This window comes from Thermomicrobium sp. 4228-Ro, assembly GCF_026241205.1.
In the GTDB taxonomy this organism is placed as follows: Bacteria; Chloroflexota; Chloroflexia; order Thermomicrobiales; family Thermomicrobiaceae; genus Thermomicrobium.
Map to the genome: position 1 here is coordinate 1,339,314 of NZ_JAPFQM010000001.1, position 17,366 is coordinate 1,356,679.

Annotated in this window: 15 protein-coding genes; 7 read left to right on the forward strand and 8 right to left on the reverse strand. The window is 67.4% G+C overall.

Features of this window, described 5'->3' with window-relative positions; genetic code table 11:
• Nucleotides 1-29: 29 nt before the first annotated feature.
• The 3 genes from topA to dprA are packed head-to-tail and all read right to left on the reverse strand — an operon-like array spanning nt 30 to nt 4,486.
• Nucleotides 30-2,264 (reverse strand): type I DNA topoisomerase, encoded by a 2,235-nt coding sequence (gene topA / locus OO015_RS06410; RefSeq protein ID WP_265940403.1) that lies wholly within the window; start codon nt 2,262-2,264, stop codon nt 30-32.
• 48 nt (nt 2,265-2,312) lie between these two features.
• Nucleotides 2,313-3,386 carry a mannose-1-phosphate guanylyltransferase gene (locus OO015_RS06415; protein ID WP_265940404.1) on the reverse strand — a complete coding sequence of 358 codons (1,074 nt, stop codon included), beginning with the start codon at nt 3,384-3,386 and terminating at the stop codon, nt 2,313-2,315.
• Nucleotides 3,383-4,486, reverse strand: coding sequence for a DNA-processing protein DprA (gene dprA, locus OO015_RS06420; RefSeq protein ID WP_265940405.1), 1,104 nt, complete (start codon nt 4,484-4,486; stop codon nt 3,383-3,385). The genes OO015_RS06415 and dprA overlap by 4 nt, the downstream gene beginning before the upstream one ends.
• Nucleotides 4,487-4,590: 104 nt before the next feature.
• On the opposite strand from dprA, the gene OO015_RS06425 reads away from it, so the two are divergent.
• From OO015_RS06425 to OO015_RS06445, 5 genes are all read left to right on the forward strand, one after another.
• Nucleotides 4,591-5,313: a response regulator transcription factor gene (locus OO015_RS06425; RefSeq protein ID WP_265940406.1), complete on the forward strand. Its 723-nt coding sequence runs from the start codon at nt 4,591-4,593 to the stop codon at nt 5,311-5,313.
• A gap of 67 nt (nt 5,314-5,380) precedes the next feature.
• Nucleotides 5,381-6,646, forward strand: coding sequence for a sensor histidine kinase (locus OO015_RS06430; protein ID WP_265940407.1), 1,266 nt, complete (start codon nt 5,381-5,383; stop codon nt 6,644-6,646).
• Between the two features lie 350 nt (nt 6,647-6,996).
• Nucleotides 6,997-8,190, forward strand: coding sequence for a hypothetical protein (locus OO015_RS06435; RefSeq protein ID WP_265940408.1), 1,194 nt, complete (start codon nt 6,997-6,999; stop codon nt 8,188-8,190).
• Between the two features lie 32 nt (nt 8,191-8,222).
• On the forward strand, nt 8,223-9,461 hold the full coding sequence (locus tag OO015_RS06440; RefSeq protein ID WP_265940409.1) for an Ig-like domain-containing protein: 1,239 nt from the start codon (nt 8,223-8,225) through the stop codon (nt 9,459-9,461).
• Nucleotides 9,462-9,601: 140 nt separating this feature from the next.
• Nucleotides 9,602-9,964, forward strand: a complete 363-nt coding sequence (locus OO015_RS06445; RefSeq protein WP_265940410.1) for an SPW repeat domain-containing protein — start codon at nt 9,602-9,604, stop codon at nt 9,962-9,964.
• 138 nt (nt 9,965-10,102) lie between these two features.
• On the opposite strand, the gene OO015_RS06450 is transcribed toward OO015_RS06445, so the two are convergent.
• The 5 genes from OO015_RS06450 to OO015_RS06470 form a co-directional block, all read right to left on the reverse strand.
• The gene (locus tag OO015_RS06450) at nt 10,103-11,401 is read right to left on the reverse strand and encodes a DUF1015 domain-containing protein (protein ID WP_265940411.1); all 1,299 of its coding nucleotides are present in this window, start codon (nt 11,399-11,401) and stop codon (nt 10,103-10,105) included.
• Nucleotides 11,402-11,420: 19 nt separating this feature from the next.
• The gene (locus tag OO015_RS06455) at nt 11,421-11,813 is read right to left on the reverse strand and encodes a hypothetical protein (RefSeq protein WP_265940412.1); all 393 of its coding nucleotides are present in this window, start codon (nt 11,811-11,813) and stop codon (nt 11,421-11,423) included.
• 211 nt (nt 11,814-12,024) lie between these two features.
• On the reverse strand, nt 12,025-13,191 hold the full coding sequence (locus OO015_RS06460; RefSeq protein WP_265940413.1) for a glycosyltransferase: 1,167 nt from the start codon (nt 13,189-13,191) through the stop codon (nt 12,025-12,027).
• Complete coding sequence (locus OO015_RS06465; RefSeq protein ID WP_265940414.1) at nt 13,184-14,962, reverse strand: glycosyltransferase; 1,779 nt, start codon at nt 14,960-14,962, stop codon at nt 13,184-13,186. The genes OO015_RS06460 and OO015_RS06465 overlap by 8 nt, the downstream gene beginning before the upstream one ends.
• Nucleotides 14,949-15,887 carry a glycosyltransferase family 2 protein gene (locus OO015_RS06470; protein ID WP_265940415.1) on the reverse strand — a complete coding sequence of 313 codons (939 nt, stop codon included), beginning with the start codon at nt 15,885-15,887 and terminating at the stop codon, nt 14,949-14,951. The genes OO015_RS06465 and OO015_RS06470 overlap by 14 nt, the downstream gene beginning before the upstream one ends.
• A gap of 118 nt (nt 15,888-16,005) precedes the next feature.
• Between OO015_RS06470 and OO015_RS06475 the strand changes: the two genes are divergently transcribed.
• Complete coding sequence (locus OO015_RS06475; protein WP_265940416.1) at nt 16,006-16,677, forward strand: endonuclease III domain-containing protein; 672 nt, start codon at nt 16,006-16,008, stop codon at nt 16,675-16,677.
• A gap of 75 nt (nt 16,678-16,752) precedes the next feature.
• Nucleotides 16,753-17,331 (forward strand): nitroreductase family protein, encoded by a 579-nt coding sequence (locus OO015_RS06480; protein ID WP_265940417.1) that lies wholly within the window; start codon nt 16,753-16,755, stop codon nt 17,329-17,331.
• Nucleotides 17,332-17,366: the final 35 nt, after the last annotated feature.

The window sequence follows — 17,366 nt, forward strand, 5'->3', positions numbered from 1 at the left end:
GCCGTCAACTCCTCAAGTATACCCCCTGCTCACACCTCGACTGCTGCAGCCTCTTCCGCGGGGCGGTAGCTACAGGACGAGCAGTGGACGCTTTCCTGGCCACGGCGCTGGCTGACGACGAGGAGCCCACCGCACTGGGGACACCGCTCACCGGTCGGCCGCTCCCAGCTCACGAAGGTGCACTCAGGATACCGGCTGCAGCCGTAGAAGATGCGACCCTTCTTGCTCCGCCGCTGGACGAGCTCACCCTCGCCGCACTGCGGGCAGGTGACACCGATCTTCTCGAGCAGCGGCCGCTTGTTCTTGCACTCGGGGAAGCCGGAGCAGGAGAGGAACCGGCCGTACCGGCTCTCCTTGATCACCATCGGCCGCCCGCACAGCTCGCAGGCTTCGTCCGTCGGCTGATCGGCGATCCGCACGCGCTCGATATTCCGCTCGGCCGCTTCCACCTGTCGGTGGAACGGTTCGTAGAACTCCCGCACCACCGGTACCCACTCGCGCTCGCCCGAGGCGATCTCGTCCAGCTCTTCCTCCAGGCGAGAGGTGAAGGTGACGTCGACGACGTCCGGGAAGTGCTGGACGAGGAGATCGGTCACCAGCGTACCGAGCTCGGTCGGTACCAGCTTGCGGTCTTCGACGACCACGTACCGGCGCTGCTTGAGCGTCTCGATCGTCGGCGCGTAGGTGCTCGGCCGGCCGATACCGAGTTCTTCGAGCGTCTTGACCAGCGTCGCCTCGGTGTAGCGCGGTGGCGGCTGCGTGAAGTGCTGCTCCGGCCGGACAGCCAGCAGGCGCAGCCGTTCTCCCTCTGTGAGCGGCGGCAATGGCCGCTGGTCGAGTTCGTCCGTTTCCTCCTCGTCACGTCCCTCGCGGTAGACGACGAGGAAACCGGGGAAGCGCACCACCGAGCCGCTCGCCCGCAGGAGATAGGGCGCATCACTGCCGGCCTCTGGGCCAGCTGCGATCTCGACCGTCACGGTGTCGTAGACAGCTGGGGCCATCTGGCTGGCGATGAAACGCTCCCAGATGAGCCGGTAGAGCTGGTACTGACGTGGTGTGAGGTACGGACGTACCGACTCCGGGTCGCGCGCTGGATCGGTCGGCCGGATCGCCTCGTGCGCTTCCTGTGCTCCTTTGGCCTTCTTGGCGTAGACGGGGGGCCGTTCGGGCAGGAAGTCGGTACCCCAGCGCGCAGCGATCACCTCGCGGGCCCGTTCTTGTGCAGAGGCCGCGACCTGTGTCGAGTCCGTGCGCATATAGGTGATGAGACCGACGCTGCCCTCCGGGCCGAGTTCCACGCCCTCGTAGAGCTGCTGGGCCAGCTGCATCGTGAGGCTGACCGGAAAGCGCAGCTTCCGTCCAGCTTCCTGCTGCAGCGTGCTTGTCGTGAACGGTGGGGCGGGTCGTCGCTGCTTCTGACGCTCTTTGACCGAGACGACCCAGTACCGGGCAGCCTCCAGCTCGCGCGCGACGGCCTGGGCTGTCTCCTCGTTCGGCAGTTCTGGCTTTTCTCCCCGGATGCGTGCCAGCGACGCAGTGAACGGTGTCGGCTCGCGCGCACCGTTCACTTCCGGTACGAGGTCGACGTCGATCGTCCAATATTCTTGCGGCACGAACGACTGGATCTCGCGTTCCCGATCGACGACGAGGCGCAAGGCGACCGACTGGACACGCCCGGCCGAGAGACCACCCTTGACCTTCCGCCAGAGGAGGGGGCTGATCTCGTAGCCGACCAGACGGTCGAGCACCCGGCGCGCCTGCTGCGCGTTGACAAGCCGCATGTCGATCCCGCGCGGATGCGCCAGCGCCTCGCGGATCGCGTCCTCGGTAATCTCGTGGAAGACGATCCGCCGCACCGGCTTGTCGTGCGCTTGCGTCGCCTCGATGAGGTGCCAGGCGATCGCCTCGCCCTCGCGGTCCGGGTCGGTCGCCAGGATCAACTCGCGTGCCTTCTGCACGCTTTCTTTGAGTTCCTTGACGACCGGCTGCTTCTCCTTCAGTACCGTGTAGGTCGGCTGGAAGTCGTGCGCGACGTCGACACCGAGCTTGCTCTTCGGCAGGTCGCGCACGTGCCCCATCGAGGCCTTCACCGTGTACAACGGCCCCAGGAACCGGCTGATCGTCCGCGCCTTGGCCGGTGACTCGACGATGACGAGCGCCTTCCCCTCCGCACTCGCCGTGCTACCGGTCGTGCGCGTCGTCACCTGCTTCGTGCTTCCCTTCTTCGCTGTCGTCTTCTTCGTCGTTTTCTTCTTCGTTGCCATCGTCCCCCTCTATGGATGTCTCGGCAACCAGTGCCTGCTCCACGAGCCTCAGAGCAGGTCGTGCCGCCCGAGTTCTTCGAGACGACGGACCACCTCGCGGACCGCTTGTGCCCGCGAGCGGTGTGCGACCAGCAGCACGTCATCGGTGTCGACGACCACCAGGTCCTCGACGCCGAGCGTCACCACCAGTCGACGGCCGCCATAGATGAGCGTAGCACGGGTGTCCAGTCCCAGGTGCTCGCAACCCAGCACGACCGAATCGTCGGCATCGTCTGCCAGGAGGTGCGCGAGCCCATGCCAGTCACCGAGATCGGCCCAGCCAAAGTCGGCGGGAACGACTGCGACCTCGTCGGCCCGTTCCATGATACCGTGATCGATGGTGATTTCCGGTATCCGCGGCCAGTACTCGGCAAAACACTGCTCGGCCTCCGGAGCATCCCAGCAGGCCGCGATCGCTGCTAGCGGTGCGTACACGTCCGGGAGCAGGCGACGGAGCGTCTCGAGAAAGCTATCGACGCGCCAGAGAAACATGCTCGCGTTCCAGCAGTATTCCCCGGAACGCACGTATTCCTCGGCGGTCGCCCGGTCCGGTTTCTCCTTGAACTGCTGGACCCGGTGGACCGTCAACCCTTCCGCGGTGAGGAGCGGTTCCCCAACTCGGATATAGCCGTACCCAGTCTCCGGATAGCGGGCCGGTACCCCGATCGTGACCAGATAGCCCTCGCTGGCCGCTCGCAACCCGGCCCGAACCGCTCGCCGGAACGCTTCCGGGTCGGCCACGTAGTGGTCGGCGGCGAACGAGCCCATCAGCGCACTGGGGCTGTGCCGGGCGATGAGGAACGCTGCCAGGCCGATCGCCGGACCGGTACCCCGCGGAGACGGTTCGGCGATGATCCGGTCAGCGGGCAGCTCGGGGAGGTGTTCGCGGACCGCTGCGACATGCGCCGCGCCGGTGACGACGAAGCAATGGTGCGCAGGGACGAGCGGCCGCAGGCGTTCCCAGGTCGCCTGCAGCATCGATTGCGGACCCGGAAGCGGCAGCAAGAACTTGGGTCGGTTGCGGCGGCTGGCTGGCCAGAGGCGCGTGCCGCTTCCGCCAGCCGGTATCACGGCCCACATCATCGCTTGCCTCCTCTCGCCAGCGCGGGTACGGCGAGCGCGTAATGCTGTGCACCGAGGTGCGTGACCAGTCCTTCCAGTTGCAGTTCGAGCAGGAGCGCGCTCAGCTGTGCGATACCCATTCCGACCTCCGCTGCGAGCTCGTCGATGTGCTTCGGCTCGGTACCGAGTGCAGCGAAGACCGGTCGGGCGTGCTCCGGAACGACTGGCGGCGTCGCGAGCGGGAGCTGTCGCGCCTCGAGCTGCAGATCCGCGAGTACGTCCTGGGCCGAGCCGACCGGTATCGCCCCCTCGCGCAGGAGCCGGACGATGCCTGCTGCTCCGCTCGAGAAGATCGGTCCGGGTACGGCGTAGACAGTGCGGTTCTGGTCGAGCGCGAAGTTGGCCGTGATGAGTGCCCCGCTCCGCTCGGGCGCTTCGACGACGATCACTCCGAGCGAGAGGCCGCTGATGATCCGGTTCCGGATCGGGAAGTTACCGGCATGCGGCGGCGTTCCCGGCAGGAACTCCGTCACCAGCGCTCCCTGTTCGGCGATCCGCTGAGCCAGGAAACGATGCCCAGCCGGATAGACGACATCGATCCCTGTTCCCAGCACGGCGACCGTCCGTCCGCCGGCATCGAGCGCTGCCTCGTGCGCTGCCCGGTCGATACCTCGCGCCAGCCCGCTCACGACGGTTACACCAGCCTGGGCGAACTCGGTGGCGAACGTCCGGGCGACCTGCACACCGTAGCTCGATGCCTGCCGCGTGCCGACCAGCGCGACCGCCCGCGAGTCCGCCGGCTCGATCGTACCCTTCACGAAGAGTGCGAGCGGTGGGCTCGCGATTTCGCGCAGGAGCGGCGGATATTCCTCGTCCGGATAGACGAGAACCCGGGCACCGGCCCGCTCGGCCGCCTCGAGAATCCGGTGGGGAAGGCCGGCACGGCGCGCAGCGACCAGGCGAGCGAGCGGCCCTTCCGGTAGGCCGAGTGCCCGCAGCTCGGCTTCCGGCGCGTTCCAGGCTTCCTGTACTGTCCCGTAGTGCGCGAGCAACCGTTCCAGCCTTTGCAGGCTGATCCTCTCGATCGCATGGAAACCGAGCCAGGCGACACGCGCGTCCATCCCGCGCCTCCCGAACGTGTGCGGAATCCTACCAGCCGGCTGAACACAGCGTCGACGTCTGGGCCTGTTCGATGACTGGTACACTCGACATCGGGAGGAGGCCGATGGCCCGCATCATGCTCGTCGAAGACGACGAAACGTTGCAGGTAACCATCCGGTACAACCTGGAGCGGGCTGGCCACGACGTGATCGTCCTGTCCGACGGCGAGGCTGCGTTGGAACGGGCTCCAGCGCTCCGGTCCGACCTCGTTATTCTCGACGTCATGCTTCCCGGCCTCGACGGCTTCGAAGTCTGTCGACGCTTGCGCGAGCAGAGCACGGTACCGATTCTGATCCTGACAGCCCGCGACGACGAGATCGACCGGGTGCTCGGTCTGGAACTCGGTGCTGACGACTATCTGACCAAACCGTTCTCGATGCGCGAGCTGCTTGCCCGTGTCAAGGCCCTGCTCCGTCGACGCGAGCTGCTCGCGCGCGAACTGCGGAGCGAACCGGCAACCGGCGATGTCTTGACGGTTGGCCCGCTCCGGATCGATCTCGCGCAGCGGCGTGTCTGGCGCGGGACACAAGAGATCACGCTCAAGCCGCGCGAGTTCGACTTGCTCGTCTACCTGGCGCGACATCGCGAACGCGTCTGTCGTTCCGAGGAAATCCTTCGGGCCGTTTGGGGTTACGAAACGTTCGGTGATCATCGCACACTGGCTGTCCACGTCCACGGGTTGCGCGAGAAGCTCGAGGACGATCCGCGCCAACCGCGGCTGATCGAGACCGTTCGTGGCGTCGGATACCGTCTGACGGTGCGGCACGTACAAGCGATGGCGCGCTGAGTGCCATCGGTTCGTCACACGCCCACCGACTTCTCCCGTTTACACTCGCATCTGAGGGCGGAGAGCGATGTGGACACTCCTGCTCGCAGTTGGACTCGGAATGCTCGCCGGTGCGCTCATGGTCTGGGCCTGGCAGCGCTGGTCGCTGCACGAGCGCCTGGCGGCAGCGCTCGATCGGCTCCGGCGCGAACACCCGTCGGTGGCCCCGCTCCAGCGCCCACTCCTCGGCGACGATGCGCTCGATGCGCTCCTGAACCAGCTCGGCGAGTCCTTTCGCTACCTCGAACGCGAACTGGAGCAGGCCCAGGCACGCCAGCACCAGCTGGCTGCGCTCTTCGACCACCTGAGCGACGGTGTCGTCCTGATCGATCCGGAGGGACGTGTCGTTGGACTGAACCGGGCGGCTCGGAACCTTCTGGCCGGCGCACGCGACAGCGCTGTCGGGCGGCCGTATCCGGAGGTGGTGCGTGACTACGAGCTGAACGAGCTCGTTGCCCAGGCACTCGCCGGGTCGGATACGCAGCCGGGGCGTTTCGTCGAACTCGGACGCCCCCGGCGTAGTGTCCAGGCGCTGGCCTCCGTGCTTCACGGTGCCGAGCAGCCGCTGGTCACGCTCGTCCTGCGCGACATCACCGAACTGCGGCGGACGGAGACGATCCGCCGTGACTTCGTGGCCAACGTCTCGCACGACCTCCGCACGCCGCTTGCTGCATTGCAGGCGCTGGTCGACACACTCCTCGACGGAGCGCTCGCTGACCGTGCAGTAGCCGAGGACTTTCTGCGCCGCATCGCGACCGAGGTCGAACACCTGACCCGTCTGGTGAGCCAGCTCCTGGAGCTGACCAAGGCCGAAAGTGGCCAACTGCATCTCGCTCGCGTACTGACCGACCTGGTGACGCTCGCGCGTTCGACGCTCGAGCGGTTTCGTCCCCGAGCGGACGCCAAACGGATCAGGCTCGAACTGGTGGCTGACGATCGATTACCGCCCGTTCCCTGCGATCCCGACCGGATCGTCCAGGTACTGGCGAACATGCTCGATAACGCGCTGAAATTCACGCCAGAGGACGGCTGCGTGCGGCTCGAACTCGCGCGTGACGAGAATGCAGTGCATGTCCGCGTCCGCGACACTGGCCCGGGTATTCCGAGCGAGGAGATCGACCGCGTCTTCGAGCGGTTCTTCAAGGGCGACCGGGCTCGCTCGAGTTCTGGCAGTGGGCTGGGGCTAGCGATCGCGAAGCATCTCGTACAGCTCCACGGTGGTCGTGTCTGGGCCGAGAACGCACCAGAGGGTGGTGCGGTCGTCGGCTTTACGTTACCGCTGGCACGCGACTGACGTGCCGAACATTCATGGCTCCGCAAACTCCTTGGCCACGCCTGCTGGTATCGTCGGGGTGGGTCGAACGGAGCACGCAGTCTCGCGCAGCCCCGTACTCCTCCTCACGACCGGACGGTGCCGAGCCCCCACCGGCACCGTCCGTTTTCGTCTACCCCCTGAGCGGCTCGCGTGGGGCACTGAAACCGTACCCGTTCCTCGATCGTCATACCATTGAGAGCGGCTGGAGCCGGGTGTCTCGGTGAGCGCTCCGCACCGGTGTTTTCTCGAAAGAGCGGGTGACTGCTGCACCTCGTCCTAGCCAGGCTGGTACCGAACCGAGCAGTCAGTCACAGGGAAGGAGGTCACCCATGCGAACCGGTCGACGAGCGTCGCGGTTGCTCCGAATCGCTACGGCCCTCGTGCTCGCTGCGAGCAGTCTCGTGATGCTCGTGCCGAGCGTGTCTGCAGCGCCACCCCTCAGCGAGCAGCAATCCCGCGTCACGCTCGCTGCTGTCTATAACGGCGAAACATTGCCCGGCGGCTTCGGCCCGCTCTGGAGCACCGTCGTCGTCCAGAACCTCGAGGCTTTGCCGATCGAGATTCGCGTGCGGAACCAGCGCATCGGCGGTACCATCCAGGGCCCCTTCACGCTGGCACCACGGGCGGCCCGGGCGTTCACCGCGGCGGAGCTGGCGGGGTTCGGCCTCGTGCCGAGCGGCGGCAGCGCCGGGTTGGTCATCGAAGCGAGCTTCACCGATACGAGCCAGGCCATTCTCAGCGAACTCGGCATCTGCACGGTTGCCTGCAACCCAGCGATCGCCGTCGTCGAGAAGCATGGTGGGCCGAGCGCGCTCGGCATCGACCTGCGCACGACGAGCGCCTTCCAGAGCGTCTCTGGCGCGACTGGGATCCGCGATGACGACTGGGAAGCGGCCAACTTCGGCCGTAACTGGGTTCTCCCGGTCGTCCAGACGAACAGCAACTGGCGCACGGTGATCAAGATCGCCAACCTGCGCAACCAGCTCAACCAGGTGACCGTCACGCTGCGGCGCTCGCGCGGTGTCACTGCCGGTGAACAGACCTACACGCTGAACCAGACGCTGAGTGCTGGCCAGACTTGGACGATCGATCTCTCCAGCGTTGTCCCGCCCGAATGGGTCGGTGCTGCCTTCGTCGATGCCACCTCGACCGGCGTCGCGGTCGTCGCGGAGCGGTACAAGCCGGAGTGGCGCATGCTGCTCACCAACGAGGGTGTGCCGCGTGTCACTGCAACGACGCGTTATGCGCCGATCGTCTTTCGCGATTTCAACAACTGGAACACCGGTATCACGGTGGTGAATCTCGACTCCTCCAACTCGAACACCTTGACGTTCACCTACTTCGACCGGAACGGTGTAGCCCAGGTCGTGCCACCGGAACTTTCGACGATCACGCTCCAGCCGGGGAGAGCGCCTTCATCTATCGCCCGGATATCAGCGCCGTTCCGAGCGTCGACCCAGCTCGCGTCAATGCCGTCGTCATCAGTGGGCAGCGTCCGTTCGCCGCGGCGGTCGACGAGGTGAAGTATCGAGCCGGCCCAGGACAGGGCCAGGCGATGAGCTATATTGCGCCGGCAGCCCCCGACTTCTCCGGGAGCAAGCAGAGCTGGTCGGCGGCTGAAACGCAGTCCGCGACTGCTGGGCAGGTTACCGGTCGGGCCTGGTTCACGCACACGCTGGCCTTGCCGCTGTTCCAGGTGGGTGACACGAACGGCCAGGGTGACATCAGCGGCTTCACGCTCTTCAATCCGACCAGCCGGCAGCAGCTGGCTAATGTCCAGATCCTGAGCGCGAGCGGGGCCGCAGTGCCGCCCAGCCAGGTGGGTACCAGCGAGAATCCAGTGCTCGTCGCCGTACCAGCCGGTGGCTACGCCGTCATCTACCCGTACCCGACCGACTTCGGGACGACCTTCACGAGCGTGCCGCGTAATTTCACCGGGACGGCCCTGGTCGGCGTCACCGACGGGGCGGGCAGCGGGAGCGGCTTCCTTGTCGGCGTCTCGAACGTCGTCAACTACCAGGTCGCTGGTGACGGCTCGGGCGTCTTCGTCCTCACGCCGACCCGCCACCCGGCACTCACGCTCGAGAACTTCGCCCTCCGCCTCGAGCCGAGTGTCACGCTGGCCAAGACCGGCGAGGAGGTCACCCTGACCGCCACGCTCACCGCGGACGGCTCGCCGCTCGAGGGCCGCACGATCCGCTTCCGTGTCAGCAGCGAGGGTTCTCCCGACCCCGCGACCGGGTCGGCGACGACCGACAGCGACGGTCGAGCCTCGTTCGCCTTCAGCAACGACACCGCCGTGACGAACACGGTGACCGCCTGGTGGGATATCAACCAGAACGGTCTGCAAGACGTCGGCGAGCTGGCCGACACGAGCCAGGTGACGTGGGTGGCGACCGTCAGCGGTGAGCTGACACTTCAGGGCGGTGTGAGCGGCTCGGCTCCGAACTACACCGTACCGGCGTCCAGCCTCGCCGGGAGCGGAACGGTTACTACCCAGGCCCGCTGTGACCTCGACCCCAATACGCCGACCGGTATCCCGGTGCTCTTGCACTTCGAGAGCACCGGCGGTGCGACAGCCCGCTGGGGCGGAGCGCCGACCGCGAGCACGTCCGGCACCACCGCCGTGGTGACGAGCGGTGCGAACAACGTCGCGACAGCGAACCTGATCCTGGTCGATGGGAGTGCGGGGAACACCTACACCGTCACCTGCTACCTCGACTACGGCGCGACCGGCGTGCTGGAGAGCACCGATCCGTTGCTCGACACCGTGACGATCGAGGTCACGAGCTGATCACAGGCGAGCGACCGCCCCGGGGCTATCCCGGGGCGGTTTGCTTCCCGGGCCAGCTCCGCTACAATCGGCGCGGTGTGCAGCGCGGTCGCCCGCGCGCCACTGGACGGGAAGGAAGCGAGGGAGAGGAGCGGATCGCGATGGCTACTGCCCAGCGCCAGTCGTCGGCCTTCTGGGACTACGTCGCCGCGCTCGTCATGGTCATCGGGCTCTGGATCGCGGCGTCCCCCTATGTCATTCCCGATGCCTGGCTCTACGACGTGACCCGCCTGAGCGCGACCTTCTTCGGCGGCTGTATCGTCATGTTCGCGATCGCTGAGCTGGCGCTCTCGCCAGGCCTCCGCTGGGTCGGACTGGCCAACGTCCCGACCGGCCTCTGGATCGCCGCCGCACCCTTCGTCAGCGGCGAGACGGCCGTCAGCGCGATGGTCGTGAGCTGCGTCGTCGCCGGGATCGCGGTCGCCGTGCTCAGTCTGGCCAGCGTCGTGTTCGCCCGCCGCTGAATGGAGCGCATCCGCGCAACGACTGTCGGCCGCCGTACCCGCGGCGGCTTTCGTGGTGCCTCTCCTCGCTTCGGCTGGTGATCCACCGGTGCGCTGCACCGACTGGTGCCGGCGGTTCTCTGGGGGGAAGGGGTGGCCTCAGCCGAGCGTGAGCGGGTCGGCAAGGTCGTAGAACACGATCCCCTGTGGCAACTTCGGGAAGAAGTAGGTCGTCTTCGGTGGTAGCAGCTGACCGGCCTGCGCCCGGGCGAGGATGGTCGCCAGCGGGGTGGGACGGAGCAAGACCGCCAGCACAGCCCGACCGGACTGCACGGCAGCAACTGCCTCGCTGGTGTCGGGCGTGTAGGTGGCCACTCGCTCGATCGTGGCCTGGTCGAGCGCACAGACGTGCCGCAGGAGCAGCCTGTCGACCACGACGGCGTCCGGCTCACCGTCGGCACCGGTGGGGAGTTCGACGGCCAGGAGTTCCTGGCGATGGAGCAACAGGACGTGCGGACGGCGCGAGCGCGCGAGGTCACCGGCCAGCTGGACGACACCGTCGAGCGGTCGGGGGGTGAGCGAGTCGACCGCTGCGTGTCGGGCGAGATGGGCTCGGAGCGTGTCCCAGTCGCAGGGCAGCCAGGACAGCACGCGGTGGATCGGACGGACAACCAATGCCGGGTCGGCCGCGTCGACCACATGCACGGGCACCCAGGCACGTGGGTCGGCGCTTGGATCGCTGACTCTGGCTCGCTCGGCGAGGCGCTGGGCAGCCGCGTAGCGGTGGTGTCCGTCAGCGACGACCAGCGGGCGACTGGTAGCGAGCGCAGCGAGTTCCTGTGCACGAGCACCGGTCACCGCCCAGAGGCGGTGCTCGTCGCCGTTCACCGTTACCGACCAGAGCGGTGGTTCGTCACGAACGATCGCCTCGAGTGCTTGTCGCAGCGCACCGTCCCCAGCCCAGATCGCGTAGACCGCGCCGGCGTGCGCCTGGACGGCTTCGAGCTGACGGAGGCGGCGCTCGACGAGTTCGGTTGTCGTCCCCTCGTGCGGGAGCAGTCGTGCACCCGCGACCGGATCGAGCGAGGCGACGAGCAAGACACCGAGCCGTTCGAAGCGAACTCCTTCGAGTGCGAAACGGTGGGCATAGACGTAGCAGGCTGGCTGGGCATCGCGCTGGAGCACTCCCTCGGCACGCCAGATCCGGTACCGGCGGGCAGCTTGCGTGAACTGTTGACCATCAGCATCCGGAACCTCGAGATGCAGACAATGATACGGATGCTGGGCAGCCAAGGCAGCAGCAAGCTCCGCGCTCGGCACATCGTCGGGCGGGCCGAGCACGGCTGCCAGGTCACCGACCCGCTCCGGGGCGTAGCGGACAGCACGGAACGGCCGGAGCGGAAGCATCCGTGCTGCCGTCCCGTCGTACGCGCGGTCCGGCTGCGGTCTCGCTGTCACGAGTCCACCGGTCGGGAACTCAGGAGCGCTGTGCCTGCAACGCGGTGAGCTGGGCGAGGACCGGCTCGTCGTCTTCCTCGGCTCCGAGCAGGACGAGGACGACCGCTTCCGGTACCGGTTCGGTTTCGGCCAGCGCCTCTTCGGGGGAGGGAACGTAGCGATCGTCCGCCCACTGGCCGGGCCGATCCGGGTGGTAGGTTTCCACCAGCCACGTCCGGCTCACGATCGCGTTACTGCCGAGCTTGCGCCGGGCGCGCTCCTGATAACGGTCGATCCGGCCGTCCGGATGGAGGACGAACAGCTCGACCACCCGACGCCCCTCGTGCCGGCCGCGGTGGAGGATCTGCTGGCCGGTCGCCTCGTCCAGTTCCCGCGCTGGCTGACCACGGTCGGTCTTCAAGAAGTACCGCACGGCCTTCCTCCTGGTCATGGTTCCAGAGCTGCAGCGGAACGTTCGCTGCAGAACACAAGTGTACCGCGTCGGGGCGAACGGTTCGCCGGTCGTACGGCCGCACCAGGCGCACGGTCCGCAGTCTGCGTCCAGTGCGTAGCGGCTGGTCAACCGAGTTCTGTGCAGTACGCCATCGACGCGGCGATCCGAGCGATGTCGCTGCTCGATCCCTTCAGTCGCCCCACGAGTATCTGGACCACTGTCGGACCACCTCGTACAGCTGCGCATGGCGCTGGGCGATCCGTTCCCAGGCGAACGCGGCGGCAACGGTGCGGGCGCCCGCCCGTAGCTGGTCGCGACGCGTGGGGTCAGCGAGGAGACCGGCCAGTGCCTGCGCGAGTGCTGTCGGATCGTCTGGCGGGACGAGGCAGCAGTGCTCGCCGTCGCGGAGCGGGAAGAGGAGAGTCGGATCGGCTGGCCGCGTGGTGACGAGCGCTGCGCCGGACGCCAGCGCGGCGATCAAGCTGCCATGCCGGAGGCTCGCTCCGTCCCGGAACGGGAGCGCGACGACGTCGGCTGCTGCCAGAAGATCGGCGACGTCCTGAGCTGGGCGGTACCCGAGATCGACGAGCGGTACGGCGGCGATGTCCCGGTAGGCGGTCGCGTCACCGGCGCGTGCGCCGGGCGTGTCCGGTCGGTCGCCACCGAGCAAAACGAGCAGTGGACGCGGTTCGGGCAGGCGTGCGATCGCCGCGATCAGTGTCTCCAGCCCCTTCTCCGGTTGCCGGAAGCCGAAGAAGGCGACCAGCGGTTGCTGGCGCGGCAGACCGAGTCGCTGGCGGGCGGCTCGCGGATCGCGCGGAGCCGGGAGATTGGAGCCGATCGGGATACGCCAGAGTCGTGCGCCGGAAATGTCCCAGCGGCGTACCGCCCGTTCGTCCTCCGGATTGGTCACGACGACAGCAGCGCTGGTCCGGGCCAGCCAGCGCAGAACGAGATGCCGGAGCGGGCCGGCCTTGGGGAAGAGGTACGGAACGCGCAGGTCATGGAACGTCGTGACGACCGGGAACGGATGCGCCAGTTGGGGCAAGAGGGCGATGCGCCCTTGCAGGTCGAAGGCTCCGGCCTGGTACTGGAGGTGGACGATGCCGCGCCAGCCCTGAGCGTAGAGTTCCTGGAGTATCTCCCGGAGTCGCCAGCCCCAACCGGTCGTCACGCGGATCGCTGGACTGGTTGCAGTTCGGTCCGGTGACGGCCGCGTCACCACCGTCACCGACCAGCCGTGGTCGGTGAGCGCTTCCGCCAGGCGCGCCGTGTAATCACCGACGCCCCCACGGAGCGGGGGATACTCGCCAGTCACGAAGAGGACAGCTCGGTCGATCGGCAAGCGGTCAGCCACGTTCGGCCCACATCCGGACGATTCGGGGTCGCAGGAGCGAGCGAAACGCGTGCCAGTCGCGGGCCATACGGCGCCAGCGGAGCACACGCTTGTGCCCGACCAGCCACTTGGCAGCTTCGCGAGCGAAGCGGACGGCATAGGTGAGGAGGAGGAAGGCACGGAGCACCTCGGCGGCCAGCGGCCCGTACAGGCTCCGGAACAGTTGCACCTTGGCTGTATCGAACGCAATCTGCCGGAAGGCCGACTCCGGCTCGCTCGATCCCCCTTCGGCGTGCACGACTTCGGCATCCGGGAGGTAGTAGACGCGCCAACCGGCTCGCCGCACGCGCCAGAACCATTCCACTTCCTCGGAGTAGAGGAAGAAGCGCTCGTCGAAGAGCCCGACCGTTGCCAGCGCCTCGCGGCGGATCGCCAGGCACGCTCCGACCAGCCAGTCGACCTCTTGCAGCTCGTCGTCGCTCCGGTCGGCAACGTAATAGCGCCGGAGGACCCGGTTGTCGCGCCAGTAGTCCTGAACGAGCGTGCTCTCCAGAAAGCCGGTCAGCAGGGTCGGGAAACGCCGCCGTGACGGTTGCGTGCGGCCATCCGGATACCGGAGACGCGGCCCGACGGCACCGGCTGTCGGGTGCTGGTCGAGGAACCGTACCAGACGACCGAGGGCTTCCCCGACCAGCCGCGCGTCCGGATTCAGGAGCACGATGACGCGTCCGCGCGCGAGCTGTATCCCCTGGTTGGCTGCTGCCGCGAATCCCCGGTTCGCCGAGTTGGCGACGAGGCGGACCCAGGGATAGTGCGTGGCGACCAGGTCGGCCGAGCCGTCCGGTGAGGCGTTGTCGACGACGATGACCTCGCCGCGCAGCTGGCTCGCCTCCAGGCTCTGCTGCACCGAGTCGAGGCATCCGGGAAGGTGCGCGCGGCTCCGGTAGCTCACGATCACGACCGAGACGTCGAGGGCCGCTGGCTCGGCGAGCGCGGTGACTCGTTGGCTCCGCCGCAGTGCACGCCGCCGCCAGAGGCGGACGACCAGGATCCAGGTTACCAGCGTGGCGAACGCCATCATCGTCGCCAGGAAGAGTCCGTCGAGGCCATCGCGGTATCCCCGGAGCGTCACGAAGCGACGCCAGAACTCGCGCAGGGGCTGCCCGAGGAACGTCCGGCGGCGCGGCCGTCTGCCCTGCAGGACGAGCGAGCGGGCAGCGAGACGCGCATAGGACAACTGTTTCCGCACGAACTCCCGTCGCGAGTCGTAATTGAGGTGCACGAGCGGTGAAGCCAGATGTCGCGCCTCACCGTCCAGCTCGACGACCTCATGGACGGTGATCTCCGAGCGGTACCGGGCACGTCCGACGCGCAGGAGGCGAAGATGCTCGTCGGGCCACCACCCGCCGCCACGGATCCATTTCCCCCACATCCAGTTCTGCGTCGGGATCCAGAAGCCAGCGACCCGCTCGTCTCCCTGGGCGAGCGCAGCCCGGATCTCTTCAGCCAGTTGCGGAGTCACCCGTTCGTCGGCATCGACGAAGAGGACCCACGGCTCGCGTGCCAGCGCCAGGGCCGCATTCCGCTGCGAGGGAAAGTCGACGAAACGATGCGTCACCACCTCGGCACCGGCTGCCTGTGCGATCTCCACAGTGCGGTCGGTCGAACCGGAGTCGACGACCACGAGTTGCCGTCCCAGCCCACGCACGCTCTCCAGGCAGCCCGGGAGGTGTCGCTCCTCGTTGAGTGTCAGAACGATGACGGACAGCGGTAACGGATCACGCTGGTTCATCGTCGCTCGATGCCTGGCGATAGATGCGCGCCGCCTCCTGCAGGAGACACGCTCGCTCGGCGAGCTCGGGTCGGCCGGTCAGGTGCGCCCGGAGCGCCGACCAGCCTGCGGCGAGCGATGCCAGCAATGCCAGCCGCTGGACGAAGCGGGGACCGTGCCAGCGGCGAAAGTACCGTGCCCGGCTCCGGTGCAGCTCGAGAAAGCTCCGGGCCGACACCTGGCGCGTACTCCCCCCGGCGTGGTGGACGACCAACGCTGCCGGTGCAGTCAGGATCGTCCAACCAGCCGCCCTGATCCGGCGGCACCAGTCGATCTCCTCGCTGTAATAGAAGTAGCCTTCGTCGAGTCCACCCACCTGCTCGATGACCGCACGCCGGACGAGCATGCACGCTCCCAACGGATGGTCGATCGCGAACGGCGAGAGGCCGTCACCGGGACCGAAGCGACCGTTCAGGCGCGAGCCGATGAGGCGCGGATGGATCGGGAAGAAGTCGAGCACGTTCTGGACGTAGCCGGGAAACCGGTAGCCGGCCGATTGGAGGGAGCCGTCGGGGTTGAGCAAGCGTGCTCCCACCAGCCCGACGTGCGGGGCAGCCTGCAGCGCAGACCATAACCAGCTGATCGCGCCCGGGCGGACTTCGGTATCCGGGTTCAGGAGGAGGATCGCCTCGCCGCGGCTTGCCCTGATTCCAACGTTGTTCGCAGCGGCGAAACCGCGATTCGCTTCCAGGGCGATGAGGTGTACCCACGGGTAGCGTTGGCGCACCAGCTCGACCGTCCCGTCGGTCGAGTCGTTATCCACGACGATGACTTCGCTCGCGAGTCGGCTCCGTGCGAGCTCGCGGGCGAGGCTGTTCAGACAGGCCGGGAGCAGTTCCCGGACGTTCCAGCTGACGATAACGACCGAAAGGTCGCAGCCGTCCACGGATGCGCACTCCTTTACCGTCCACCATCCTAGCGTGCTCGACGCAGGACCGTCGAATCGGGGCCTGGACCTGTTATGCTCCGGCCGGGATATGACGATCCGATGCAGGGACGAGACGATGCAGCGCGAGGCGGACTCCTTCGACATCGACGAAGCGATCCGGCGTCTGCGGGAGGTGGTGCGCTCGCTGCCACCGGCAGCCTTGTTCCAGCTGGCTGCAGAAGGCTTTCGGACACTGTTCGAAGTGCTCGTCGCCTGTATCGTATCGGTGCGAACCCGCGACGAGGTCACCGTACCGGTCGCGCGGCGTCTGTTCGCGCGTGCTCGCACGCCGGAGGCCCTCGCGCAGCTCACCGAGCCGGAACTCGCCGCGCTGCTCCGGCCTGCCACCTTCGCCGAGACGAAGGCGCGCAATTTGCTCGTCATCGCCGGGCGCCTCCAGCACGAGTCCGACCAGAAGCGGCTCTGTGACGAGACGTTCCTGCTCCAGCTCCCCGGCGTCGGCCCCAAGTGCGCGCATCTCGTCCTCGGGATCGCCTGCGGTCTGCCACGCATCGCGGTCGATGTCCACGTCCACCGGATCACCAACCGTTGGGGATACGTGCGGACCCGGGCACCCGAGCAGACGTTACGGGAACTCGAGCGGAAGCTGCCCCAGCAGTACTGGATCGAGATCAACCGGTTGCTCGTTCCCTTCGGCAAGCATATCTGTACCGGCGTCCTCCCTCGTTGCTCGCAGTGCGTGCTCGCTGACCTCTGTCCCCGGATCGGTGTGGCGCGGCACCGTTGAACGAGAGGCCGCGGGGACACTTCGTCAGTGTCATACTGGGCACTGGGGACGGTACGGCGAAGAGGGGAGGTCAGCATGACCGCGCTGGCGAATGTCGCGGACGTGCTCGAACAGATCCGCAAGGTACGGCAGATCCGGCAATACCGGCCCGACGCGGTTCCCGAGGCTGTGGTCTGGCAGGTGCTCGAAGTCGCTCGCTGGACAGGAAGCTCACGCAATACGCAACCGTGGCACTTCATCGTCATCGACGATCGGGAGATTCTCCGGCAGCTGAGCCAGCTGCGCCCGCCGATCGCCTGGCTCGCCGGTGCGCCGCTGGGCATCGCGATCGTCCTCGATGGGCAGAGCGAGATCAGCGAGGCCTACGACGAGGGGCGTGTCACCGAGCGACTGCTCATCGCAGCCAAACTTCTCGGTCTCGGCGGCGGGGTGGCTTGGTACGGTGACGCCGCACAGCAAGCGGAGGCCAAGCGGATCCTCGGGATCCCCCAGGAGCGGACAGCCCGCTCGATCGTGGCCATCGGCTATCCCCTCTCGGCCCGTGACCCGAGGCCGTCGCCGGTGCAGCGCGGCCGCAAGCCGCTCGCCGAACTCGTCAGCTGGAACCGGTATGGCCAGCGGCGTCAGGCGACACCAGACGGTTCCGATTCGTGAGCGCGCAGCCCGTGTACCGGGAAACGGCTGACCGC